The organism is Paenarthrobacter sp. 10N417 (assembly GCF_056394745.1).
In genome coordinates this window covers 230,647-254,874 of record NZ_JBFTIL010000001.1, presented here as the reverse complement: position 1 = coordinate 254,874, position 24,228 = coordinate 230,647, and the positions used below count along the sequence as shown (strand labels likewise).

21 protein-coding genes are annotated in these 24,228 nt (G+C 60.0%); 9 read left to right on the top strand and 12 right to left on the bottom strand.

Features of this window, described 5'->3' with window-relative positions; translation table 11 throughout:
* Positions 1-7 precede the first annotated feature (7 nt).
* Both AC1DCM_RS01065 and AC1DCM_RS01060 read right to left on the bottom strand, forming a co-directional pair.
* Positions 8-988 carry a phosphotransferase gene (locus tag AC1DCM_RS01065; protein ID WP_442016857.1) on the bottom strand — a complete coding sequence of 327 codons (981 nt, stop codon included), beginning with the start codon at positions 986-988 and terminating at the stop codon, positions 8-10.
* A gap of 22 nt (positions 989-1,010) precedes the next feature.
* Positions 1,011-2,456, bottom strand: a complete 1,446-nt coding sequence (locus AC1DCM_RS01060) for an aldehyde dehydrogenase family protein (protein WP_442016858.1) — start codon at positions 2,454-2,456, stop codon at positions 1,011-1,013.
* A 194-nt stretch (positions 2,457-2,650) separates the two neighbouring features.
* Here AC1DCM_RS01060 and AC1DCM_RS01055 point away from each other — a divergent pair, with 194 nt between their 5' ends.
* On the top strand, positions 2,651-3,829 hold the full coding sequence (locus tag AC1DCM_RS01055; RefSeq protein ID WP_442016859.1) for a saccharopine dehydrogenase family protein: 1,179 nt from the start codon (positions 2,651-2,653) through the stop codon (positions 3,827-3,829).
* A 146-nt stretch (positions 3,830-3,975) separates the two neighbouring features.
* Complete coding sequence (locus tag AC1DCM_RS01050; protein WP_442016860.1) at positions 3,976-4,362, top strand: RidA family protein; 387 nt, start codon at positions 3,976-3,978, stop codon at positions 4,360-4,362.
* Between the two features lie 95 nt (positions 4,363-4,457).
* Here the strand turns inward: AC1DCM_RS01050 and AC1DCM_RS01045 are convergent, their stop codons facing one another.
* From AC1DCM_RS01045 to AC1DCM_RS01035, 3 genes are read right to left on the bottom strand one after another with little or no spacing between them, the layout of a single operon-like run.
* Entirely contained in the window at positions 4,458-6,077 is a 1,620-nt protein-coding gene (locus AC1DCM_RS01045; RefSeq protein ID WP_442016861.1) for a long-chain-fatty-acid--CoA ligase, read from the bottom strand.
* Between the two features lie 44 nt (positions 6,078-6,121).
* A complete protein-coding gene (locus AC1DCM_RS01040) occupies positions 6,122-6,901 on the bottom strand; it encodes an SDR family NAD(P)-dependent oxidoreductase (protein WP_442016862.1) in 780 nt (259 codons plus the stop codon).
* A gap of 38 nt (positions 6,902-6,939) precedes the next feature.
* A complete protein-coding gene (locus tag AC1DCM_RS01035; RefSeq protein ID WP_442016863.1) occupies positions 6,940-7,971 on the bottom strand; it encodes a beta-keto acid cleavage family enzyme in 1,032 nt (343 codons plus the stop codon).
* Positions 7,972-8,177: 206 nt separating this feature from the next.
* Between AC1DCM_RS01035 and AC1DCM_RS01030 the strand changes: the two genes are divergently transcribed.
* The 4 genes from AC1DCM_RS01030 (at position 8,178) to AC1DCM_RS01015 (ending at position 13,183) form a co-directional block, all read left to right on the top strand.
* Positions 8,178-8,861, top strand: a complete 684-nt coding sequence (locus AC1DCM_RS01030) for a TetR/AcrR family transcriptional regulator (protein ID WP_477516975.1) — start codon at positions 8,178-8,180, stop codon at positions 8,859-8,861.
* A 429-nt stretch (positions 8,862-9,290) separates the two neighbouring features.
* Entirely contained in the window at positions 9,291-10,280 is a 990-nt protein-coding gene (locus tag AC1DCM_RS01025) for an alpha/beta hydrolase (RefSeq protein WP_442016865.1), read from the top strand.
* Positions 10,277-11,032 carry an SDR family NAD(P)-dependent oxidoreductase gene (locus tag AC1DCM_RS01020; protein ID WP_442016866.1) on the top strand — a complete coding sequence of 252 codons (756 nt, stop codon included), beginning with the start codon at positions 10,277-10,279 and terminating at the stop codon, positions 11,030-11,032. The genes AC1DCM_RS01025 and AC1DCM_RS01020 overlap by 4 nt, the downstream gene beginning before the upstream one ends.
* A 1,236-nt stretch (positions 11,033-12,268) precedes the next feature.
* Positions 12,269-13,183 carry a hypothetical protein gene (locus tag AC1DCM_RS01015; RefSeq protein ID WP_442016867.1) on the top strand — a complete coding sequence of 305 codons (915 nt, stop codon included), beginning with the start codon at positions 12,269-12,271 and terminating at the stop codon, positions 13,181-13,183.
* 1,791 nt (positions 13,184-14,974) lie between these two features.
* Here the strand turns inward: AC1DCM_RS01015 and AC1DCM_RS01010 are convergent.
* From AC1DCM_RS01010 to AC1DCM_RS00980, 7 genes are all read right to left on the bottom strand, one after another.
* Positions 14,975-15,322, bottom strand: coding sequence for a DUF202 domain-containing protein (locus AC1DCM_RS01010; RefSeq protein ID WP_442016868.1), 348 nt, complete (start codon positions 15,320-15,322; stop codon positions 14,975-14,977).
* Between the two features lie 9 nt (positions 15,323-15,331).
* The gene (locus AC1DCM_RS01005; protein ID WP_442016869.1) at positions 15,332-15,742 is read right to left on the bottom strand and encodes a YidH family protein; all 411 of its coding nucleotides are present in this window, start codon (positions 15,740-15,742) and stop codon (positions 15,332-15,334) included.
* Between the two features lie 12 nt (positions 15,743-15,754).
* Complete coding sequence (locus AC1DCM_RS01000; protein WP_442016948.1) at positions 15,755-16,744, bottom strand: formylglycine-generating enzyme family protein; 990 nt, start codon at positions 16,742-16,744, stop codon at positions 15,755-15,757.
* Positions 16,745-16,846: 102 nt separating this feature from the next.
* Complete coding sequence (locus tag AC1DCM_RS00995; RefSeq protein ID WP_442016870.1) at positions 16,847-17,242, bottom strand: ArsR/SmtB family transcription factor; 396 nt, start codon at positions 17,240-17,242, stop codon at positions 16,847-16,849.
* Positions 17,243-17,363: 121 nt separating this feature from the next.
* Positions 17,364-17,567 (bottom strand): GntR family transcriptional regulator, encoded by a 204-nt coding sequence (locus AC1DCM_RS00990; RefSeq protein WP_477516974.1) that lies wholly within the window; start codon positions 17,565-17,567, stop codon positions 17,364-17,366.
* Between the two features lie 86 nt (positions 17,568-17,653).
* Positions 17,654-19,165 (bottom strand): sulfatase family protein, encoded by a 1,512-nt coding sequence (locus AC1DCM_RS00985; protein WP_442016872.1) that lies wholly within the window; start codon positions 19,163-19,165, stop codon positions 17,654-17,656.
* Between the two features lie 183 nt (positions 19,166-19,348).
* Positions 19,349-20,083 carry a GntR family transcriptional regulator gene (locus AC1DCM_RS00980; RefSeq protein ID WP_442016873.1) on the bottom strand — a complete coding sequence of 245 codons (735 nt, stop codon included), beginning with the start codon at positions 20,081-20,083 and terminating at the stop codon, positions 19,349-19,351.
* Positions 20,084-20,522: 439 nt separating this feature from the next.
* Here AC1DCM_RS00980 and AC1DCM_RS00975 point away from each other — a divergent pair, with 439 nt between their 5' ends.
* The 3 genes from AC1DCM_RS00975 (at position 20,523) to AC1DCM_RS00965 (ending at position 24,228) form a co-directional block, all read left to right on the top strand.
* Positions 20,523-21,548 (top strand): ABC transporter ATP-binding protein, encoded by a 1,026-nt coding sequence (locus AC1DCM_RS00975; protein WP_442016874.1) that lies wholly within the window; start codon positions 20,523-20,525, stop codon positions 21,546-21,548.
* Positions 21,545-22,600, top strand: coding sequence for an ABC transporter ATP-binding protein (locus AC1DCM_RS00970; RefSeq protein WP_131134362.1), 1,056 nt, complete (start codon positions 21,545-21,547; stop codon positions 22,598-22,600). Before AC1DCM_RS00975 ends, AC1DCM_RS00970 begins: the two co-directional genes overlap by 4 nt.
* 68 nt (positions 22,601-22,668) lie before the next feature.
* A complete protein-coding gene (locus AC1DCM_RS00965; protein ID WP_442016875.1) occupies positions 22,669-24,228 on the top strand; it encodes an ABC transporter substrate-binding protein in 1,560 nt (519 codons plus the stop codon).

The following is a 24,228-nucleotide window of genomic DNA, read 5'->3' as shown; positions in this document are numbered from 1 at the left end:
GGTGCATTCAGATGCGTGCTTGTGGCGAGACATTCCGTGCCTCTTTCAGGTACCGTGCGAAGTCGCCGCTATCGATGACGGCGCGGGCCTGCGCGAAGTTGTTCTGGGCGTACTTCTGGTATGTCCACCCATCGAGCGGGACGGTCTCGTTTCCGAGGATGGGTTCTGCCATTAGTGCCCAGGCCCCGTCACGCACCCCGGCGACCAGCCGCATGAGTGCGACGCGGGCCCGCTCGCCATCGCCGAATTTCGGGTCATAGCTGGAAAGGAACAGCTCGGTTTCCTCATCGCTCAGCTCGGCCTGGCAGGCGAAAGAGCCCAGCTCAAAGGCTACCCATCCGTTACCCGCGTAGTCGAAGTCGACCATCATGAGCCGGTCCTGGAGGAGGAGGAAGTTCTGCGGGACCAGGTCGCTGTGGCAGAAACCACGCGGCGCCTGGGAGTTGGCGAAAAGGGCTTCGATCCTGAAGCAGGCAGCCAGCAGGATTTCCAGGTCCTCGGGAGCATTTGCTCCTTCGGCGTCTCCGAGCTCCACAAAGGTGCGGAGATCATCGAACGGTGAGAAGTCACGGGCTGTCGTGGATCCCTTCTTCAGTTCCAGCAGAGTGTGGGCCACCAGGGGGATCAGCTTCTCTGTGCGGACCACGTCGGAGTTCACCGGAGTGGAGGCGATGTACTCAGAAAGGAAGTGCCCTTCCGGGAGCAGCGAGGCCACGATCGTGGGGGCCAAGCCCAGCGCTGCTGCGTCGTGCTGGGCGATGAGGGCCGCCTTTCGGTCCACTCCCCAGCGCTGGGCATCGGGAGCGCAGACCCGCAGCACGTAGGAACCGGCAGGCGAGTCGATGCGGACGTTGACATTGCTTGCCCCGCCGGAGAGGGAAGTGATTTTCAGGTCACCCCGCAGCTCCGGCGTGTCCATTTCAGCGATGATCTTATTGATTCGGTCTTGGGTAGAAGGGGACAGGGATGGGTCATTGGTGATGCTCATGAGGTCTACCCCTTCCGGAAGCTCAGAGTGCGCGGCCATGGGAGATCGCTACGTGTTTGAGGTGCATGTGCTCTTCGATAGCGTGGATCGACAGGTCGCGGCCGACCCCGGACTGCTTGTATCCGCCGAAGGGCATTTCCGCAGTGGTGGGGCCGTGGTCGTTGACCCAGACCGTGCCCGCCTCGATCAGGGCGGAGCTGACGAGTGCCCGGTCCACGTCCTTCGTCCAGACAGACGCGGCCAGGCCGTAGGCGACGCCGTTGGCTTTGACGACGGCTTCCTCGTCGGTGGAGAAGGAGCTGACCGATACGACCGGCCCGAAGATTTCTTCCTGGACGATCTCGTCCTCCTGTCGCACGTTGGTGACAACGGTGGGGGAGTAGTACGCGCCGCTGAGATCCGGCCTTCCGCCGCCGGCAGCTACCCGGATGTGTCCGGTGGCCCGTGCCCGGTCAACGAATCCTGCCACGACCTCCTGCTGCCGCTGGGAAACCACGGGGCCCATCTCCACCGACGGATCAACAAAGCCGTTGCCAATCACAAGGGAATTCGCGATGTGAGATACGCGCTCCACGACTTCGTCCTTAATGCTCTCGTGGGCGTAGATGCGGGTCGCCGCGGTGCAGTCCTGGCCGGAGTTGCGGTAGATGGCGCCCTTCATCGTTGCGGTGAACTTCTCCAGGTCCGCGTCGTTGAAGACCAGGACCGGGGCCTTGCCGCCGAGTTCGAGGTGGACAATCTTCATGGTGTCGGCGGCCTGGCGCATGATGGTCTTGCCAGTTGAGGTTCCGCCTGTGAGGGAGACAAGGCCGACGTCCTTGTGTCCGGCGAGGGCTGCGCCCACTCCGGAGCCGCGGCCCGTGACGACGTTCAGGACGCCGGCGGGGAGAATGTCGGCGATGAGCCGGGCGAGGAAGAGCGTGGTCAGTGAGGCCTCTGTCGGCGGCTTAAGCACGACGGTGTTGCCTGCTGCCAGGGCAGGGGCGATTTTCCAGCTGGTAAGGCCCATAGGGTAATTCCACGGAGTCAGGGCGGCCACGACGCCGACAGGTTCGCGGCGGACGAAACTGGTAATGCCGGGCTTGTACTCGCCGGGGGCAGGAGTGGTCATCGATCGGGCCGCGCCTGCAAAGAACCGGTACTTGTCGGCTGCGGAGTGCATTTCCGCGATCGCGTCAGCCAAGGGCTTTCCCACGTCGCGGGATTCCAACGTGCCCAGCTGCTCGGCGTTGGCGTCGATGGCGTCGGCGATGGCGAGCAGCTTGACTGCACGATCCTTCGGTGTGGTTGCCCGCCAGGAGAGGCCGGCCTTCTTGGCGCTGGCCACGGCTGCTTCCACGCCCTCAACGCCCACATCCAGAATGCCACCGATAACGTTGCCCGTGGCCGGTTCGTAAACGTCCAGGTCGGAACCCGACTGGTATTCGTCCCCGCTGATAATGGGCTTCAAAGTGGCTATGTCGATCATGGTGATGCTCCTCACAGATTCAATGCTACGTAAACAAACGTACAGTTAGATGGGTCTCGTGTAAAGGCCCGGTTTCGAATGAGATTTTTCATGAAGCAGCCACCGGGAGGGCCTTGCCTTACGGTGCTGTAGCGGCTAGAACTTAAACATACGTTTGTTTAGATACTTTAGCCGCTTGACCTCGAGGAGAAGCAATGAAAATACTGGCATTGGGGGGATCCGGGGCCATGGGCCACCTGGCCCTCAGCACCCTTGCGCAGGTGTCCACGCCGGACGAGATCGTCGTAGCGGACCGGAACAGGGCCGCAGCCGAAGCCGTTGCCAACGAGCTCAAGCTCGCCGGCATTAATGCATCCGCCCTTGAACTGGATGTAACTGACGATGCCCGGCTTCGTGAAGTCCTCGCCGGCTTTGACGTGGTCATGAACAGCGTGGGTCCGTTTTTTCGCTTCGGTGTCCCGATCCTGAAGGCGGCGATCGCCACCGGGACCAGGTATTACGACATTTGCGACGATCCGGAGCCAACCCTGGAGATGCTGGGGTTGGACGCCGAGGCCAAGGCCGCCGGCGTCACGGCGATCGTCGGCGCCGGGGCGAGTCCGGGATTCATGAACATGCTCGGCGTCCTGGCAACCCGAGGACTGACCGACATCGAAGACGTAACCTCAGCATGGTCCTTCAACAGTAGTTACCAGGACTGGGACCTTCTGCGGTCCTTCAAAGGCCAAAGCCAGGCTGCACTTGAGCACTTCTTTGAACAAATCACCGGCACGGTGACAGTTCTGGACGGCGGTGAATACGCCCAGATGCCCGCACTCGTCCCGTACCCCATCGACATCCCGGGCCTGGGTAAGGGCAGCGGCTACATCGTGGGCCATCCCGAACCCATCACCTTCCGCGGCAGCTTCAGGCTGAAGGGGGATTGCCGAAGCCTCTGCCTTGTGACCCCAGAGCGGGCCGCCGAATTCAGCATCTACAAAGCACGCATTGAATCCGGCGAGCTGACGGTGGGTCAGGCCGTCGACCTCCTGGTCGCCCGCGACGCCACGGTCCGGGCCCAGGCCTCCCGGGATGCGTCGCAGTACCCTGGGGTGGAGGACCTTCCCATCTACTTTGTCGCTGCGACTGGGCGCAGCGATGGGCAGCGTGTCACCCAGTTCGCCGCTACCCGCAACAAACCCGAACCGATGGCCATCGGCACCGGTGTCCCTTTCGCAGTCACCGTGGCCACCACCATGGGACGGGATCTGCCGGCAGGAGTATTCCCGCCCGAACGCATCCTCTACACCGAACCGTTCTTTTCCCTGGTCGCTGAACACTGGAACGTCCCGCGCGCGGAACTCCTCTACGAGGGCTCCACGGTTCTTGCCTGAGCACTAAGTTCACCCCGACACCTTCTCCACCGTTGAGGAGCCCCCGCGTCCGCAAAATGCCGATGCAGGGGCTCCTCATTCCTTATCCCTCTTTCACTACCGGGCGACCGGCTCTTTACATGCCCGCCACCACAAAAGGAGCGACAATGTCCCAACGTCAAAACATCTCATCAGGATCAACAGGGGAGTCCCTACTGGGCTATTCCCGCGCCGTCAGAATCGGTAAGCACGTCGCCGTTGCCGGCATCACGGCCAATACCGGCACGGGGCCCGTGGGCGGCGACGATGTCGCAGCCCAGACCCGCGAAATATTCAACCGCATCGGGGACGCCCTGAAAGAGGCAGGTGGCTCCTTTGAGGACGTCATCCGCACTCGGATCTACCTCACCAACATGTCCGACCTCGAAGCCGTGGGGCGCATCCACGGGGAGGTTTTCAGCGGAATCCGGCCGGCAACCGCAGTCCTGCATGTCCAGTCCCTGGCCACGGCCCAGCTCCTGGTGGAAATCGAAGCGGACGCCGTGCTGAGCTAAACGGAACGGCGGATGCCGGACACGGCTTCACCCAACAGAAAGTCTCCGCACCCACATAGGGTGCGGAGACTTTCTGTTGATCACCTGGTAGCGCACTATACGGCACTGACCTGGTTGCGGAGCGCCTTCTTGTCGACTTTGCCCACAGACGTGAGCGGCAGACTGTCGATGACCTCAAACGTGTCAGGGATCCACCAGCCGGGAACGCGACTCTTGAGGCAGCCCCTGAGCTCGGCGACATCGATCGAGGATCCCGCCTGTGCGACCACGAAGGCCACCGGGCGCTCCCCCCATCGTTCATCGGGCCGGGCTACGACAGCGACATCGACGACTCGGGGACTGGAACGGATGACTTCCTCTAGTTCAGCGGTCGGAATCCACTCGCCTCCGGACTTGATAAGATCCTTCATCCGGTCTTTTAGCCGTACGTACCCGCAGGAGTCGATCGTCGCGAGATCACCGGTGCGGAGCCACGGCCCGTCCATTAGCTCGTCTCCCGCGGCCGGGTTGCGGAAGTAGCCGGACGCGGCATGGGGGCTGGACAGCTGGATTTCCCCGGCCGAGGAGCCATCCCAGGGCAGCTCCTTCCCGTCGGCATCGACCAAACGGGCATCGACCATGGCGTTCAGCCGTCCGGCGCTCAGCAGGTAGGGAATTGCCTGGGCAGTCCCGTCCGTTTCCCGGGGCGGCCTGGAGAGCGACACGTTGGGGCTGGTCTCCGTCATACCCCATCCCTGCAACACAGTCACTCCATGGCGGGCAAACCCGTCAAACAGCGACTTCGTCATCGGCGCACCGCCGGTAACGGCGGTTTCCAGTGAATCCAAAACCCCGGGATTCCGGTTGGCCGCTTCCAGCAGCGAGCTCAGTACCGTGGGAACACCAGCGGTAAACGTGACCTTTTCGGCATGGATGAGGCGCGCCAGGGCGTCCCCGGACGTGTCCCTGCCCGGCAGCACGATGTTGGCGCCCGTCAACCCCGCTGCGTGGGGCAAGCCCCAGGCGTTGGCATGGAACAGAGGCACGATAGGCAGGATGGTGTCCCTGCTTCCCACGCCCATTCCGTCAGCCAGACAGATGCCGAGTGCGTGCAGGAAATTTGAACGGTGAGAGTACAACACACCCTTCGGCAACCCGGTCGTGCCGCTGGTATAGCAGAGTGCTGCTGCCTGCCGCTCATTCAGCGGCACCGACGCTCCGGGATTTGAGCGTGCAGAACCAAGGAACTCCTCGTATTCGTCGGTTTCGATTTGTATGATCTGTTCGACCCGGGGTGATCGCCTAAGTAACGGGATGACCTGCCCGGCGACCAGGGCATCGACGAAGACCAGGCGGCTGCCCCCGTGCCCTATGACGTATTCGAGGTGATCTTCGCTCAGCCGTGGATTCACCGTGTGCAACACCGTTCCATTGGCGGGCACCCCCAGGAACAACTCCAGATGCTGGCGGGTGTTGAAGCCGATGGACGCCACCCGCTCGCCCTGTCCGATACCGTACCCGTGAAGTGCCGCGCCAAGCTGCCGTGCCCGGAGCGCTGTTTCGCGGAAAGAATATCGTGCTGTTCCTGAATCCGTTGCAACGGACAGCGTCGCAGATGCGGTTGCGGTTTCCATTCGCCGCAGAATCCGGTCCAGCGTCAGGGGCCAGTCCTGCATCAACCCGCTGAGTGGTTGGCCTTGCGGGACTTCCTCACCGTTGTAGGCAGCACCGTTCATGGTGGTTCCTTCCTCTGCCGGGTGACCGCGATAAGCGGTCACTGCTACCTGCCGTCATGCCGGTCCGGGTTGCGCATCCGCAAGGCCCCGTCGAGTCGGATGACCTCCCCGTTTAGCATTTTGTTGTGGACGATGGCCGCGGCCAGCTCAGCGAATTCGTCACCATGCCCCGCACGCCGGGGGAAAGGCACGTCGGCAACCAGGTGCTCCAGTGTCTCGTCGGGGATGTTGTCCAGCAATGCGGTACTGAACATGCCAGGAGCGATGCTCATCACCCTGATCCCGTGCACTGCAAGTTCGCGGGCAAGCGGAAGGGTCATAGCTGCCACACCGCCCTTGCTGGCTGCATAAGCAGCCTGGCCCGAAAGGGCATCCCACGCTGCGATCGAAGCGGTCGTAATGAGGACCCCCCGTTCTCCGTCCTCCAGTGGCGGAAGCGTCTGCATGTGCTCCGCGGCCAGCCGAATGCTGTTGAAGGTGCCTGTGAGGTTCACGGCGATGACGTCGGCGAACCGTTGCAGCGGCAGGGTTCCCCTGCTGGGGCTCAGCACTGCGCCGTTGCCGAGGACCCCGGCGCAGTGGACGAGGATCCGGATCTCGCCGCAGGCGCTAGCCGCCTGCTCGAATGCCGCCTCCAGCTCATCAGCGGACGTAACATCTGCAGCGATAACAGCTTTCAGGTCCGCCCCGATGTCCTTCAGCCCGTCAATATTCCTGTCGATGGCCACCACGTCGCAGCCCTCGGAGAGGAGGCGGCGCAACGTGGCAAGTCCGAGACCCGAACCTGCCCCCGTGACAATTGCGGCCGTTCCCTTTAGTTCCATATCTATCTCCTTTGAAAGACAGGGGGATGCATGAGCCTCTACTGAGCGGGCTGCGCTGTTGCGGTCCGTTCCTTCAGGCCCATGATGGCCCGAGCTTCGGAAGGCGTTGCGACCCGGCGGCCGACGACTTCCGCTAGCTGCTGCGCCAAACGGAGAGCCTCAAGGTTGCTTTCAATGCGGTCATCGCGGTGTGGCCACTTGAAATAGGTGTCTTCCATGCCGACGCGGATGTGCAAGCCCATGACGGCGGCCAGGGTGGCCAGGTACGTCGAGGCCCGGCCGGCGGCGCAGACCATGATCACAGCCTCCGGATCGACGTCGCGGATGGCTTCAACAGTACGGGTAAGGCCGGAGATCATCTGGCGCGGGTTCTCCATGGGGCTGCATCCCGGCAGGGCAGGGAGGACCAGCCACACTGCACCGCTCTTCAACAGTCCCGATTTGAACAGGTACCTGTCGGCGTTGGAAACGTCGGCATCGGTGTAAACAGCGATTTCCGGCACCGATCCTGCTTCAAGGATCCTGCGGGTCTTTTCCAACAGGATCGGAGTGGGCTTGACGAAAAGGGAATCGCCGACGTAGGTGGCAGTGGTGTTAATGGGGGCTGCATCAAGAAGCCCGGACTCAAGTACCTGGTTCATCTTGTCCCATTCACCATCCAGCGCCGGGACCAAGCAGGCGTCCACGGGCACATCAGGAAACTCATCGTGCAGGGGCTGGATTACGGCTTCAAAGCGTTCCGGGGACAGGACATTGTAGCCGTCATCGTCACGGACGTGGATATGCACGGCACTGGCACCGGCAGCAGCGACCTCACGGGCCGAAGCCAGAATGGCCTCGGTGGTCAGGGGCTGGTTCGGGTTCTGGTCGTGGCGGAAAAATGCCCCAGTAATGGCTACGGATACAATCATTTCCTGCGGCACTTCGCTCCACGGCTCAGAAATCGGCGCATCGTGGAAACACGTGGATTCCAGGTCCATCACCGTCGGGATGCCGTACGGCCGCCAGATCATCTTTTCGTTCTCACGGGAAACGCCTTTGGACACCCGATTCCAGTCAATGTTCGCCATGATGCTCCTTTGCTTCACGAGGGGGATCGTCGACCTACGCCTGGGCGACTCAAACTAATTGAACATTAGTTTAGATAGCCCGTCAATGGTCGATGGCGAATGTCCGGACGCCGTCAGCGGCCGGGTTCCTTGTGCCTCGTCGGCCGGGCCGGGGGCTATCCTGTACTTGAACGCATGTTCGGTTAGAAACAAAAGGAAGCAATGTTATGACTCTTKACGCAATTGCCGAAGAGGGCTTGCAGGGGGTAAGTGACGAGCTCTCATCGCTGATCACAGGCTTGACTGAGGCCAGCGCGGGGTCAGTTGAAGAGCGAAAGGACACCAGGGAGAGGCTCCTCGCTGCAGCTATGCCGGCTTTCGCCTCCGACGGCTTCAAGGCAACTACCATACGGTCCCTGGCCGCCGCCGTGAAAATCACCCCGGGGGCCGTCTACGCGCATTTCGACTCCAAGGAAGCGATCCTTTCTGCAGCCCTCGCCAGGGCTTACCGGAAGTTTCTGCTGGACGTGGTGGTCCCTCAGGATTCGCCAGGCCGGGATGCGCGACTGAAGGGCCTATGCCGGAGGCATATCAAGTTTCAGATGGAGAACCGCGCCGTCGCCGCGGCAAGTGACACCCTGCTCATGAACGAGACCATTCTGCAGGTTGTCGACCCCAACACTGTCGCCCTCCTAAGGCAGGCCAGAGCCAGCTACTACGAGGCGATTCGCGCTGAAGTTGCCCAACTAAGAAGCGAAAACGCCGCTGCCCGTACGGAAATTCAGGCACGAGCAATCCTCGTCCTCTGTGACTCAGCAAGTGCTGAACCTCGCCCCGAAACGGCATCACTCGATCCGGAAACGGTAGTCAGAGAATATCTCCAGGTCATCTGGCACATTCTCGGACACTAGGAATCACCGACACCCGTCTTTGCTGACTCCGGCCTGCTCAACGTGAAGTCGGCGCTGGGCGTCGCCAGGTTCAAGGGCTCACGCGTCCATGGACGGTTCGCACCAGCCTCACGAAGTATTCGGACCGGGCAAAGCCCCTGTGGACGGGAAGCGAAATCGCTGTCGCCCGTTCCTCTCCCTGCATCGCACTTGTGCGATCGTGGGGCACGCAAAGCAAACTGCATCAGGCCTGGCATGCCGACAGCCCAATTTCCAGGCACCAGCCGAACTCCTGCTTCCCCGGCCATCAGCTCCAAGGATTCCCAGCGCCTTGCCTGGCGGGAGGACGGTGATCAGTAACCCTCATGTCCGCGAGGGCTAGGCGGAGCAATCGATGAGTGCTAGTCTCTAAACAACTGTTCATTTATGTTGATTTTTAGGATGAGTGTCGTGCCAATAGATGATTCCCTTTCTGCACCCTCGGGTCTTCGGGGGGAGCGCGTGGAGTTCTCTGTCGAGGAGGCAACAGTCCGTGGAACTTTCTACTCTCCAGATGCTTCAAGCAGCCCGTGGCCGACCATAGTTTTGGCGCACGGTTGGGGCATGGTCTCCGGCGGAGACTTGGAAGAGTATGCCGCCGCCTTCGTAGATGCCGGCTTTGGTGCTTTCACCTTCGACTTCCGCAATCTGGGCGCCAGTGGCGGAGAGCCCCGGCAGGAAATTGATCCTTACCGTCAGGTTGAGGATTTCCGGGGAGCTATCAGTTATGTTCGGTCCCGGGGTGATGTCGACGGCGAGCGTATCGGCCTGTGGGGCAGCAGCTACAGCGGCGGACATGCCCTGGTGGTTGCAGCCATAGACCGGCGGGTGAAATGTGTTGTTTCCCAGGTTCCAACGATCAGTGGCTGGCAGGCGGCGCGGCAACGTACTTCGGCCACAGACCTTATTGCCCAGCAGCAGTGGTTTGAAGAAGACCGGGAAGCGCGGTTCCGCGGCGAGCCGGCCCAGTCCATTCCTATGATCAGCGCAGATCCACATGCTGCTGTTGCCTACCCCGGTCCTGACTCCTATGAATATATGGGGGGACAGTCCGAGGTCTGTGACACATGGAGAAACGAGGTGACGGTACGATCTCTTGAGCTTGCCCGAACCTATGAACCCGGCACGTACGTTACCAGAATCGCCCCCACGCCTCTCCTCATGATCGTCGCAGACTCGGATGTCACCACCCCATCCGGACTACAGCAGGAGGCATATCAAAGGGCCCACCATCCCAAACGACAGCTGTTGGTACCCGGTGGCCACTACTCCGTTTACACGGACCATTTTGAACAGACCCGCAAGGCCGCGACGGATTGGTTTAAACAGCACCTCAGTGGACCCACCCCACTGTGGACCGACAACTCAGGCTCACTGGACATGGAAGGTGCCGTACGATGACCGCGCCGCAGGCTAGAACTCAACAATTTGAAAGCCACACAGTCGTCGTAACGGGTGCTAACGGTGCCATTGGCGCCGCTGCAGTCGAAGCTTTCGTCAACCAGGGCGCTTCAGTTTTCGCCGTTGACCGGGACACTCCCCGGGAAGCGAACAACGGAAGGGACTCAGTTACCAGCATACAAATCGACATCACCGATATAGACGCTGTTGCGGCCTTGGCAGGTGAGATTGTGGCGCAAACCGGACGGCTGGATTGCTGGGTCAACAACGCGGGAATGCTCAGGCGGTCCCCGGCAATCGATATCACTGCTGAGGCCTGGGACCTCACGATGGGAGTGAACCTGCGCGGCGCCTTCTTCGCAGCACAGGCCGCCGCGCGGGTAATGATCAAGATCGGCCAGGGAACCATCATCAACGTCTCCAGCTATGCGGGATTGAAGGGCAGGCCGAACTGTGCCGACTACGCCGTGTCAAAGGCGGGCATCTCGCACCTGACTTCATGCCTCGCCGTCGAATGGGGTCCACTGGGACTGCGGGTCAATGCGATTGCCCCTGGCTACATCGAAACTCCGATGAGCAGTTGGATGCGGTCTTCGTCGGAGGTCTACGACGAATACATGTCGCGGACACCAAGCCGACGGCTCGGAACACCAGAAGAAATAGCCTCTGCCATGGTGTACCTGGCATCAGACGCTTCGTCGTACGTCAACGGACACACCCTGGTCGTGGATGGGGGCATTTCACTCGCTTAACGTTCCTCGATCCAAACCGCCCCGTGATCGATAGGCAACGTGACGGCCCAGCCCCGAACGAAAGTGGGCTCGATTCGCCAACCTTCATCAGGTCATCGTGCAGGATCCGAGCCCGGGCATCTACTACTCCGTCCTGAAGGGGACGAGTCAAACGGTGCGACCAACAAGCCGTGGCCGCGCGGAGACAGGATTGGTCCTCGACGGCGGGGCCTCGATCGGTCACTTCTGCACTGCTCGACCCCGTTCACGATACTGCCGGACTTAGCCGCGACCACACCGCCGAGACGTCGGTGCGGCCACTATCGGGAGGTGGGGCAACTCCCGGGCCGCCTGCGACGTTGGACGCTGACCTGCACCAAGATCCACAAGGTGCTAAATCCATCCTGAATTTCTGCGACCCGACTTTCCGATTAATCAGACTAGTGCTTGCTTCGGTCTAGCCGTGCCCGTTCTACTAGTTAGACCATCCATGGGCGTCATCCTCGATTCAAGGCCATCCCTTCCGGCACGTCATATCGCATCAAGCTTGTGATTAGTGGACGGGTGTGGTCGCTGTCCAGGCTTGGGGGGAACATGCGGTGGGACAGGGGCGCCGGGGCGACTAAACGATTCCGATCAAAGCCACAGAACAGTTCTGGCAATCGACCGCACGAGTACTCGGCGGGTTCAAAGAGTGCAGGGGACTGCCCCGGGTTTTGTTGACTCCTTGACCTAGCGAGCCTGTGCTCGTGGAAGGATGTTGACCATGCCCACGGCTTATGGGGCGGAGTTCAGCCAGGCTGTTATTGATGTGGCTCTTCGGCCGAGATGCGCGAGCTGAAGAAGCGCAACCGTTTGCTGGAGCAGGAGAACGAGGTCCTGCGCCGAGCAGCTGCCCATCTGGCCAGGGACATCAACCCAAAATGACCACTACAGATCTACCCGCTGATCACGGATCTTGCCGCCGACGGTGGTCGATGGCTGTGGTGTCGGCCATGAGCTGGTCCCGAATACGGGCCGACTGGAAGTAGGCGACGAATTTCAGGGCGTCCTAATCGGTCGGGTAGTCATTGCTGCCCAGCATGACAGTCCAGAGCCGGTATGCGTCCTGGATCGCTGCCGCAGGAGGCCGGTTGCCACAGGAAACACTTTGAAGTTGCTGATCGCACGAGGCCATCGGGCTTGGGGCGATGCGTCGTAGCATGGGAGGAAGTTGAGATCAGGAACGTACGGCTGAATCGTTGGGGGAGGAAGATAGTGGCAGGACGGGAATGGTCGGTTCGCCCGGAAGAAGAGCACGCGAGAATCGTTTTGGAAGCCGAGCTTGGCTTGGGTCTCCGCCATTACGATGACGGCTCTGCGAACAACATGCCCGATCTCCTGTCCATGGAGGGACGGCACGTTGCTGAGGTGATCACTACTGTCCCTGGCAAGGCCCGGGAAGCGCGGCAGCATCTGACCGCCGTACCTGTTTTGGATCTACCGCACTGCGTTCGGGTTGCTGTGCCGTTCACGCTCTTGGGAATGACGGGTAAAAAGCGATGGCACGAGATCCAGGAAGAAGTCGTGGCGCTCACAGCGGCCGACTGTTGCAAGGAACACTGGCCGCCGTTAGCGGAGCATTCGTTGGGCCCCGCCAGGGCTTCAAACCCACTGCTTTTCCTTGGTGCGCTCGACGGTGGCGTCACGGCGTACTGCATTCAACAATGCCGGCATCCAGCCGACGGGCGCCACCGCGTCGAATGGTCTGTTGTGCACCGTCCTTCTTCAGTTGATCCTTGGCAGTTACTTGGACAGTCGCTGCAAAAAGCCAGGAAGCAGCACGGCGGAATCCAAGCGTTGGCCGAAAAGCTCAGTGGGTACCCGCACAAGCATCTGGTGATGTACCCGTTTGGGCCTCCGGAGAATCTGACAGCCGAGTTCAGTCACTACATGCCGCCGTCGAATGTGAACGATTTTTTGCCGCCCTTCCTGGATCCGCCTCTTTCGGACTTACATGTTTGGATTCTGTATCAGTACGGGAACGGCGACTACGAGGGTCGCCATCTGTGCGGCGGGCAATGGGCCAGATTTGGTACCAGCATCCCCAAAGTGGACGGGCAACTGGCTGCCCTTCTGCAGCAACTGCACTACGGTAACTCTCCTGAGGGACCAGGCGGAGGTATGTCGTAGCTCGGGGGCAGTGACAGGGTCTGCGTTCATGCCAGTTGCTCCCACGTACACCTGGAGGGTGACGCTTCGGGCCATGTCGATGCGGATCTGAAATGTGTTGTCGGCGCGCATGCGGGCGAGCCCGTCAGCTAACCGTTGTTCGCTGAGCCGCCAAGTCATGTCGCCGTCTGTTCGAACCGCTATGAACACGCGAAAGGAGGAAATCTGATGCCAATGTCTTGCTCGGCAACAGCCAGCACCGGCAACCAATGCGTACTTTCCGCGTGCCCCGCTGTGCGCTGCATCCCCATGCCAGGGACGTCGTCCAGCCGGCTAACCGTATGGGTAAAAAGGAGGTGTGCACAATGTGCACACCTTTGGCCCCGGACTGGCTCGTACAGCGGCCGGACTGCCCCGGATTCCGCAGGTTTCCGCGACTTCCCAGCAATGACAAGGCAGGGAATCGCGTTCGAGTCCCACCTCGGGCACGGCATAATCCCTCGTCAGAGGGGTTTTTGCTTTTAAGTGTGTACAAAGCTTGACACGTGCCTCTGATTAGTCGTCCCGGATGGTACCTGGCCGCCGGGTGCGGCCTGTTCAGTTTGGGTGGGGGAGCGGGTTCAGTGCCCTGGCTGGTGGGCGCTCCGCTGGCTGGGTTGTGGGGTCATTCAGTCATCCTTTGTGGGTGTTGCGGCGGCCCCTGTTGGCCGTTCACGACTTCATGGTCCGTGCATGTACCGATGACATGACTTTGACAAATGTTTTGTGAGATTCTGCTCCGAACTGGTCCAGTGTCAGTCAGCAACGATTGCCGGGTTGCCGGGTTTGTCCGGCCAAAGAGGGTGTGCACATTTTGCACACTTAAATCTGCTTTTCTAAGTGCAGGGTGCGCCTCGGATTGTTTGCTCACATACCTTCATTGGCGGGCATGCTTAGAACAACATGACTGGTCTTGGACGCAGCGGGTCTGAGCGGCCCGTCCAGGTCCTGGGGTATCTTTCCTGGGCCGGGGTGGGTGCTTGCGGTGCAGCCGGCGCGGAAGATCTGCGGGGCTTTCTGAGCGTGATGACGCGGCCATGGCGATAACCTGGTTAATGAGGGTGTGGGTTGAGTGTCAGGTGACGTTGCAGCACCCAAGCGGGTAGCGAGTATTGCCGGGACCAGCGACGCTAAAAGTGCAACAAGCTGTTGCACTCTTGACTGTTGCTGCGGTGCCTGCGCCGAAGCACGATCCGACCCAAGGAAGCACCGAGTGAGATGAAGATCCCATTAATGTCACGGGCTGTCAGGATGAGTAGGGGTGGTCACGCAACGTGCTGTTGAACCCGATCATGAATCGGACTTTGGAACGCAACGGGAACGCCCCGTCAAACTTCACGCAGCAGCTTGCTCGCTGGCAGCGCCTGGCCGTTCTGGTCGCACAGTTCGTCAGGCTGAAGTCTAAGAGCATGCACGGGACCCGTCCATTAACGCCTCCGCGGACCCTGTTCTGACCCGCGTTCACACCCAAACCTGATGTCGGGTTGGGGTGTAGTTGGCCAGACTCGTCACGTCTTTCCGGATACCGCTGAACCCGACTCCGGAAAGACGGTGCTCCTGTTTGGCTACGCCACGCAAACATGCTTTGGGGTGGAGAACAGTGTCCAATCAGGAAGCTCGCTGGCCCGTCGGGAGTTATCAAGAGATGCAGGCACGCCGTGAGACGGGCCGCCAGAAGCCACCTCGATATGTGGTCGAAATGGGGTCACCAACCCTGCACCTGATTAGCGTCTGAGGTGGAGGTGCTGCCAAGCGCGGCTATAATTGCGCCCTTCACACTGCCAAAGAATTGAACAAGATAGCGCAGATTCCTAGTAATGACAGGGTGATGACACTGGCCGCTAAGGCAGTCACAGTGGCGGCGGGGGGTTGCACGATGCCTTGATGGATGCCTTCGATGGCCCGTTGTAATCGTCGTTTCCGTCCCAGTCCGATTGCCACCGTGGTGATTGTGGCGGTTGCTATCAGGCATCCGGCGAACCAGCCGTGTTGGGGAAGCCAGCGTAGAAAGACGCCGGCCGACGCCATCATTGAAAGCATTGTCCGGTTCCACGCGAGGTCAGTTCGTTCAGGTTGCAGGCCGGGATCGTCGTGGCTCGGGCGGGTGGAGTCGGTAGTCAATGATGCCTTCTAGCGGATCGCCGCGAACGTGATCATGCCTGCGGCTACGCCGGCGCCACCCAGCGCTAAAAAAGGAGTGATAAGAGGTAGCGGCAAAGGTGCCTTCCGACGCATTGCGCGCTCGACGTTCAGCCATCTGAACAAGGACCCGGCACTGATCAGCAGTGCCATCGTGAGCAGAACGATGGAGAGGGTCTTCCGCAACTCCGGGGCAAACAGCCCGGACATGAATGCTTCGACCGCGACACCGCCAGCGAGCAGGGCCAGTGATGTTCGGATCCATGCCAGGAAGGTTCGTTCGTTGGCTAACGTGAAACGGGGGTCAGGCTCCGCGCCACCCTTAAGGAGCCAAGAAGAGAAGCGTGCTCTGTTTTGGAAGGGCTGGTCGGTGGGTTCGTTGATCACAGTTGAGTCTTCCATTTGTTCGCCAGCTCAGGCCGGTGGTTCCGGAGGCAAGGCTACGGTTCGGAATCCGCAGTTACCGCTGGAGGAATCAGGAGTGTTTGAGCTCCGGGATGACACTCTGTATCTGTTGCAATACGAGTCGTGACACAGATAGGAACCACCGCGCATCACGCGTCCTGCGCCGATGATTGGTCCTTGAGGATTTGTCGCGGGCGAGTTCTGGTAGTAGCCCGGCAAGAACCAATCGGCGCACCATTCCCATACGTTCCCGGCGACGTCGTAGAGCCCATACCCGTTGGCGGGGAAGGATTTGACGGGTGATGTCCCGGCAAATCCGTCCTCGGTGGTGTTTTCGATGGGGAAGGTGCCCTGCCAGATATTGCAGAGGTGTTCACCTGAGGGGCCGCGGAGGTCGTTCCCCCAGGCGTAGCGTTGGCCCACCAAGCCTCCTCTTGCTGCGTATTCCCATTCGGCCTCGGTCGGAAGACGTCGTCCTGCCCAGCGGCAATATGCGAGGGAGTCGTTGTGTGAGGCGTGTACAACGGGGTGATCCGCTACGTGCTTCCAGTGTGATGCGGGCCCGGCCGGGTGGGCCCAGTCAGCCCCCTGGATGTTTAGCCACCAGGGAGCGCCGGAGGCAAAGCCAAGAATGCTGGAACGCGGCGCACGTTTGAGGAGGTGGAAAACGGCCGAGGATCCGAAAATTTCGGCATCCGTGCGGTATCCCGTGTCGGCCACAAATTCGGCAAACATGGTGTTGGTGACGGCGGTGGAATCGATGCTGAAGGCATCTATGTGAACTGCGTGTACTGGCCTTTCTCCGTCGCTCGAATAGCCCTCATCAAAGGCATCGCCCATCAGGAAGGTTCCAGCGGGGATGCGCACTTGTGGCGGACGCTCTGCAAATCGGCCTGCCGCTCCGGCAAGGGGCGGTTGCCCAGCGGTTAGTGTTGCATTCTTGCGGGACGGGGCGCAGCAGCTTTTTCCTATGGACTGCGATCCGGATCCGGTCACCATCATGGTTCCTCCGTGCACTGATATGAAATGTCTCTGCCGGTAGTAGCGATGAGATGCTCCGGCGCTTACTAACTGGAAAAATTCGCAGACGTCGTTGGCTGGTCAAGGGAGTGGATGATGGACGGTTTGAAGATGCGGCGCGGACCTACGCTCCTGGTTGCCCGCTGGTTCCGGCATGCCCGGTGCAGGGCCCTTTGAAGCCGTTCGCTTTTCGATGAGGCAGCGCAAAAGTTCATCATCGATGATCGTTTCTTCGGTGTTGTAATTTCGAACGGCGGCGTCGATCCGGCCTGCAGCTGTCTCCAGCAACCGGTAGCGGGTGTGAATACCCTCAGCGCTGGCCGCGACAAGCCCGTGGCTGCGCATTCTTGTCAGATCGTTGGATACGTGACCCTGTGTACAGTGAAGCAGCCGAGCCAGTTCGGTCGGGGTGAGAAGTCCGTGTTCCTCCAGGAGTAAAGCAATTTTTAGGCGGTTCTTACCGCTAAGGACTGGCATGACAGTTGGTTTCATTGCGCTTCAAGCCCTGGGACTGCAGTTCTTCACAGACGTCATGAGGGCGGGCCTTTCACTAAGAACGAGGTATCCACGTCTGATTTTCCTTTCCAAGGTGCGGTCATCAGGCTATGTAGGTCCCGGATCCCTGCTTGCGATGCACGAGATGGTTGTCTTCCAAGCGTTGAAAGGCATGCCGGACTGTTCCGAGTGAGACTCCCAGTTCCCGTGCGAGTTCCCGCTCGGTCTTGAGCTTGTCACCGTGGTTCAGATGGTTCAGCTGTATCTCTGCGGAGATAGCCTCGGCGATTTGAAAGTACAACGGCACCGGTGAATACTTGTGGACTCTGATCTTCAGGTCCTGGGCTTCTTTGGCCGGCGTAAGGCATCCTGTTCGTGGTGCTGGCGCGCTCATCATGACTGTGGGCTGGATCTGGATGGGGCGATTTTGCGCTTGGGAGCAATGTACCGAACAGATTCCAGCTCCCGGCCCAGCACCTGTGCCACTTCGGGTTGGTCCGAGTGTTTGTTATCGCGTTGCGAGATGTCTTCGGTCAGGTTGTAAAGGCCGGCTTCGCTGTCATCGTCCGGGTAGCCGCGTTCTGTGTGGAACCATTCAGGTTCCGTATTTTCTGAACAGGGCGGCGAGTCGATGAAGACCCATTCGTCCTTCCGGATGGAGAACTTCCCGTTACGCGAGTGGCCGACTAGTGAGCCCCGCAACGGCTGGTCAGCGTTGCCTTGCAACAGAGGCAGCATGGAGATGCTGTCCCGGCCGGCTGAGGAAGGCAGCGGGGCGTGGAGTATGTCGGCGCACGTGGCCATAAGGTCCATGAGGCTGACCAGCTCACTGCATACCGTGTTGCTCGGAATTGTGCCGGGCCATGAGGCAATGAAGGGGACTCGGTGGCCTCCTTCCCAAACGTCATGCTTGATCCCCCTGAGATCTCCCATGCTGTAATGCCCGGTGCGCCGGGCGCGTTCGAAAGCCCCCTCATCGTCCTTGGTGCCCAGCTCAGGTCCGTTGTCGCTGGTGAAGATGAGCAGTGTGTCATCGGCCAGTCCTGAGCGCTCCACCGCGTCCAGGACCTGACCAACAAGCCAGTCGATTTCGGAAACGAGGTCACCGTAGGGGCCGATGCCGCTGCGACCTCTGAATTCTGGCCCCGGGCTGACGGGGGAGTGGGGAGCGGTCAGGGAAAGGAAGAGGAAGAACGGATTTTTCCCTATCGTGCTGGCATCGCTGCTGTGTGACTCGACGTACTCCACGGTCCGCCGTGTGAACTCCGGAAGCATCGCTTCGTGGGACCAGTTTTCAACGGAGGGACCGATGTCACCGTAGATGACGGCGGATTTGGGCCTAGTCGGCTGAGCAGTCAGCCGGTCGTCCTGGAACCACGAATAGGGCGGGTAATTTGGTACGTCTACACCGAAGTAGGTGTCGAAACCATGCTCAATGGGACCCCCGGCGATCGGTGCAGAGAAGTCAATTTCTTTCCAGAATTCGTCCCGGCGCAGCTCAACTTCAGGGGTGTCGATTGCATAGGGCAAAACCTGGTTGGGGCTTCGACCTGTGGTTGTTGGCCAGTTCCAGCCCAGATGCCATTTGCCGATGCACGCCGTGTCGTAACCCTGAGACTTCAGGAAACTGGGGACGGTGACTTCGCCATCCTCAAAAACGGGGCCGTCCCACCGGCAGATCACCCCGGACTTGAGGCGGGATCGCCAGTTATATTGGCCACTGAGCAGACTGTAGCGGCTGGGAGAGCAGACCGATGATGTTGCGTGGGCGTCGGTAAAGCGCATGCCCTGTGCTGCGAGTCGGTCAAGGTTGGGAGTGGGAATCTGTGATCGGTTGTTGAAGCACGGCAGGTCTCCGTACCCCATATCGTCGGCGAGGATATACACAATGTTTGGTCCTGGCATTGGGCTTAACCTATCTGGCTGGAGCTGCGTTGCTCCTGATGTTTTGTTCGTCCAGTCCGAGCCGTTCATGGCACGCACTAGGGGAGGCGGTACGCCCATCCCGCTGGCCGTCCACCGGGGGTGTCGGCGCTACGGGAGTGCTGCCCTCTTTTCAAGTGTGGGCAACGGTGACACCGGCACTAGCTAGTGCGACGGTCTGCGGATAAGCCTGAACTTCATGACATCCGAACGGTTGTAGATCACACTATGCATAAAGGGCCGTTCCTCGTCTGTGAAGTTGAGCTGGGTTAGCTTCAGGAGCGGGGTGTCTGGCTTGATATCAAATACTGTTGCGAGTTCTTCGGAAGCGGGTACGACGTCCAGGTCACCGTCCTGAAGGAGCACAGGGCACCGGGCCTGTTCCTGGAGGAGGTGAATCATGTCCACGTCAATGTCTTTGAGTGGTTCAAGATCGAGAGCGACGCCGTTGATGCTAACGGGCAGCGTGTCAGTGATTTTTACTGCACGAATGCCGTCGACCGAGAAGACCCTTTCGACTTTCCACGCTTCTTCGCCGTCTTCCAGCGCAATCAGCGACGAGATGTCTCGCGAAGGCACTGATCGGGTCAACACGAATTCGGCGATGGCTGGCTCGTGCCCGGATGCAAGGATCACGTCCCTGTGGGCTACGAGGTCGGAAAGACTCACCAGTACGGGCCCTCCTGTCTCGCGGATGAAGGTTCCGATGCCATGGCGTCGGACAACGATTCCCTCCTTCCATAGCAGTTGGAGTGCATCTCGAAGGGTTGTCCGGCTGACACCTAACTCGACGGCCAAGTCCTTTTCCCCTGGAAGCCTGTCTCCGGGGTGCAGGTCCTCGCCGATTCGCTGACGAAAGGAATCAGCGACCTGGGCGGCCAAGCTACGGCGCTCAAACATCGGTGAACTCCTTGGGGTACGTGTCGTTCAGGGGGCGGTCAACCGCATATTTGGAGAGCAGTGTTGCTCCTGCGCGTTCGTCCGTCATTCAGCACCGACCGGCAGTCCGAAAGTGGTGCCTGGCGCCGTCTCCTGTTGGTAAGGGACTGCCCAAGCATAGTGACTGCTTCTCATAGCGATACTCCTTCGTTGCTCTGTCATCAGCAATTTATGTGAACTCTATCACAGGTTGGACCTCTAGAGGTCTAATGTGTTAGCTTGTGAATAGCAGCTGTGACGGCTGCCACAAAAACAGATGCGGCGACGCAACATGGACGATCACAGACGATCCCATGTAGGTGCCACCGGCCTCCGAAATTTGAACCCCGATAAAGCGCAGTTAATGTCGCGACCCGCCCACGAGCCAGCAGGCCGAAGCAGTAAAGGGATTGGAATCATAGTGAAACTTCTGGAGAGAGCCCCAATCGGGCTCCATTTCGACGACGCAGCGCCGTTGCTGGCTGTCGAGAGTCTCAGCGTGGACTTTCGCCTACGCAACAATGTTGCGCATGCACTGAGGAAAGTAAGCTTCAGCCTCGAAGCGGGCGAGACGCTTGCCCTGCTGGGAGAATCCGGGTGCGGCAAGAGTGTCACGGCCAAAACCATCATGGGCATCCTGGACGTGCCGCCTGGCGAAGTAAAGTCAGGAAGCATCCGCTTCCATGGTGTGGACCTGCTGAAACTGCCCGAAAAGAAGCGACGCTCCTTGCGCAGCACGAAGGTAGCGATGGTCTTCCAGGACGCGTTGTCCGCGCTGAACCCTGTCTTTACGGTGGGTTTTCAGCTCAGCGAGATGTTCACCGTTCACCGTGGAATGTCCCGCCATGATGCCCGCCTCAAGGCAGTTGAGATGCTCGAAGCTGTGCGGATTCCGGATGCCAAAAGTCGCTTGGATGACTACCCGCACCAGTTCTCGGGCGGTATGCGTCAACGTGTAGTTATTGCCATGGCTTTGGCGTTGGACCCCGAGGTCCTCATCGCGGATGAACCGACAACAGCTCTTGACGTTACAGTCCAAGCGCAGATCATGTCCTTACTCGACGACCTCCGGCGCGATCGAAATATGGGGCTAATCCTCATAACCCATGATATGGGCGTGGTGGCGGAGATAGCAGACCGGATTGCCGTGATGTACGCCGGTCAGATCGTCGAAAGCGCCGACGCTATCGATGTCTACCGCCGGCCCGCCCACCCGTATACGAAGGCCCTCCTGGAATCCATCCCGCGACTGGACGACAGAGGTACGGAACTGGCTGCGATCGGCGGGCTGCCACCTGATCTAAGTAGGCTCCCCGCAGGTTGCTCGTTCGCGCCACGGTGCCGTTTCGCCCGCGAAGAATGCCGGGTAGACTCACCACCTCTTTACGACATTAGCTCTGAACGCAGCAGCCGCTGCCACTACTGGGAAGCGGTCGTGGCCTCATGAAAACGACCCATCCACACACCCTCGCCGACCACCAGGCCTTCCAGGATTCACCCGCAACGGTCCTGCGCACCTCGGGGCTCCAGATGCACTACCCGATACACACGGGAACGATCGTGAGGCGGCTGAGTCATTCAGTGAAAGCCGTTGACGGAATAGACCTGGAACTGCGGGAAGGCGAGACGCTCGGACTCGTCGGCGAGTCCGGCTGCGGAAAATCCACTCTTGCCCGGATGCTGATGGGCCTGGAGCATCCCACCGCAGGCAGTATCTCCGTCCTCGGCCACGAAATCGCCGGCCTCGGAGCGAAAGCGATGCGCCGGCACCGCCGGGACATCCAAATGGTCTTTCAGGACCCGTACACGTCCCTGAACCCCAAAATGACTGTCGGACAGATCGTTATTGAACCCTTTGAGATCCATTCCGATCTGGTGCCAGCAAAGGAACGACGGGCAAGGGTCCGGGAACTGCTGGAGCTCGTGGGCATTAACCCGGACTACGCAAACCGGTACCCGCATCAATTCTCCGGCGGACAACGACAGCGGATTGGTATCGCACGGGCCTTGGCCCTGAATCCGAAAGTCCTCATCTGCGACGAACCGGTCTCAGCCCTGGACGTCTCTGTCCAGGCACAGGTGATGAATCTGCTTGCCGAACTGAAAGACCGGCTTCAGATGTCGTACGTCTTCATCGCCCACGATTTGTCCGTTGTTCGGCACATCTCGGATCGGGTAGCGGTGATGTATCTGGGCAACATTGTTGAGATCGGCGACGCGGATCAGATTTACGAGCATCCGACCCACCCTTACACTCAGGCTCTACTTTCGGCCGTGCCCATTCCTGACCCAAGCGCACGCGGCAACAGGACCAGAATCATCCTCGAAGGTGACCCGCCCAGCCCTTCCAACCCGCCCTCGGGTTGCAAGTTCCGCACCCGTTGCTGGAAGGCGCAGGATATCTGCGCCGAGAAGGTCCCGGCGTTGATCCAACGTGACGACTCGCCGCATCCTTCGGCCTGTCATTTCGCAGCACCCCTGGCGACGCCGGTCATCTAATCCACCATCGGCAGACGCCACCTCATCTCACCGACTAAATCTCACCGACTCAACGAGGAGTTTCAACCATGAAAGAATCGAACATCTTCCGCTCCGAGGCAGCTCTTTCCCGCCGCGGCTTCATCGGTTTCACGGCGACAGCCGGAACCCTTCTTGCCCTCACTGGATGCGGCCCCTCGGGGGGAGCCTCCACCGCCGGCAACAGCAATGCGCTCAAAAAGATCGTGATCGCAACCTCGGCGGACCCCCAGCCTCAGTTGGTCATGCAGGCCAACCAAACAAACTGCCCGTGGCAGCGACTGGTCTTCAACCACCTGACAGACCTTGATACCAGCGGAAAGCCCCAGCCAGTCCTGGCCCAAAGCTGGGAAACCAGCGCGGACGGACTGACCACGACGCTGAAGATCCGTCAGGGAGTCAAATTCCATGACGGCAGGGAAATGACCGGAGAGGACGTCGTCTTCTCGCTGAACCGGGCAAAGGAAGAAGCCGCTGGCTGCCAGTTGCGCTCGGTGGCCAATCTGATCCAGGAAGGTTCTGCTTCGGGGAACACCGTCACTCTCAAGCTAAGCAAGCCCACGAGCCAGCTGTTCGACCTGTTCCAACTCGTTCCAGTTGTGGACCAGAAAACACTGGACGGTCTTCAAGGCGGCAAGCAGGTAGTCGGTACCGGGCCTTACAAGTGGAAGAGCTTCAGCCCGGGTGCCTCCGTCCAGCTTGAGAAGAACCCCGATTACTGGGTCAGCGGCGCCCCGCACTTCGAAGCAGTCGAAATCGCCATCATCACCCAATCCCAGGCCCTGATCGCCGCCGCCCGGTCCAACCGGTCCCAAATTACCCAGGGCTTGAGTCCGTTGGATCTGTCCACCATCTCCGGAGGCGACGTCCAAACCCCGAACAGCGGAGGTATCGAAGCCTTCGTCGTCGGTTTGGATGCCAGCACGGCGCCGTTCAACAATCTCAAGGTTCGCAAGGCAATAGCCAAGGCCATCGACAGGAACCGCATCAACGATCAGGTATTCAAAGGCTCTGCTGAAGTCAGCAACCTATGGTGGGGAAAGGGAACCCCCGGTTGGGATGAGAAGACGGCAAATACCTACACGTACAAACCGGACGAAGCCAAGAAGGAGCTCGAGGCACTGGGTCTGGCGGGCACAGAGGTTCCATTCACGGTCAATTCCGGAGACCTCGTGGCCCGTGCCATCCTGGACATTGTCAGGAACAACTTCGAAGCAGCCGGCTTGAAGGCTACGCCAAATGTCATCGAAACCACAGACTTCGTCGCCCGCAACTCCAAGGGCGCCCTGGGCCCGATGTTCCTGCACCGGACAGGATTCGGAAGCCTTTCACCGGCAACGACAGCAACTGCAACAGCACATCTGCGTCCCAACGGCGGCACCCATTTCACAAGCCCGGAGTATGAACGGCTCATCTCCGCTGCCCAATCGGCCAACCAGGATAACGTCGCCGCCGCCAACGCTGCACTTGGGGCCTACATGGTGGACCAGGCCTTCAACCTCGCCCTTGTCCAGCGGGCACCGGCCCTGGCAGTCAATAAGTCCATCAAAGACTTCAAGACAACGAACGCGTTCCAGTACATCATCCTGGACCAGACAACGGCTGGGTAA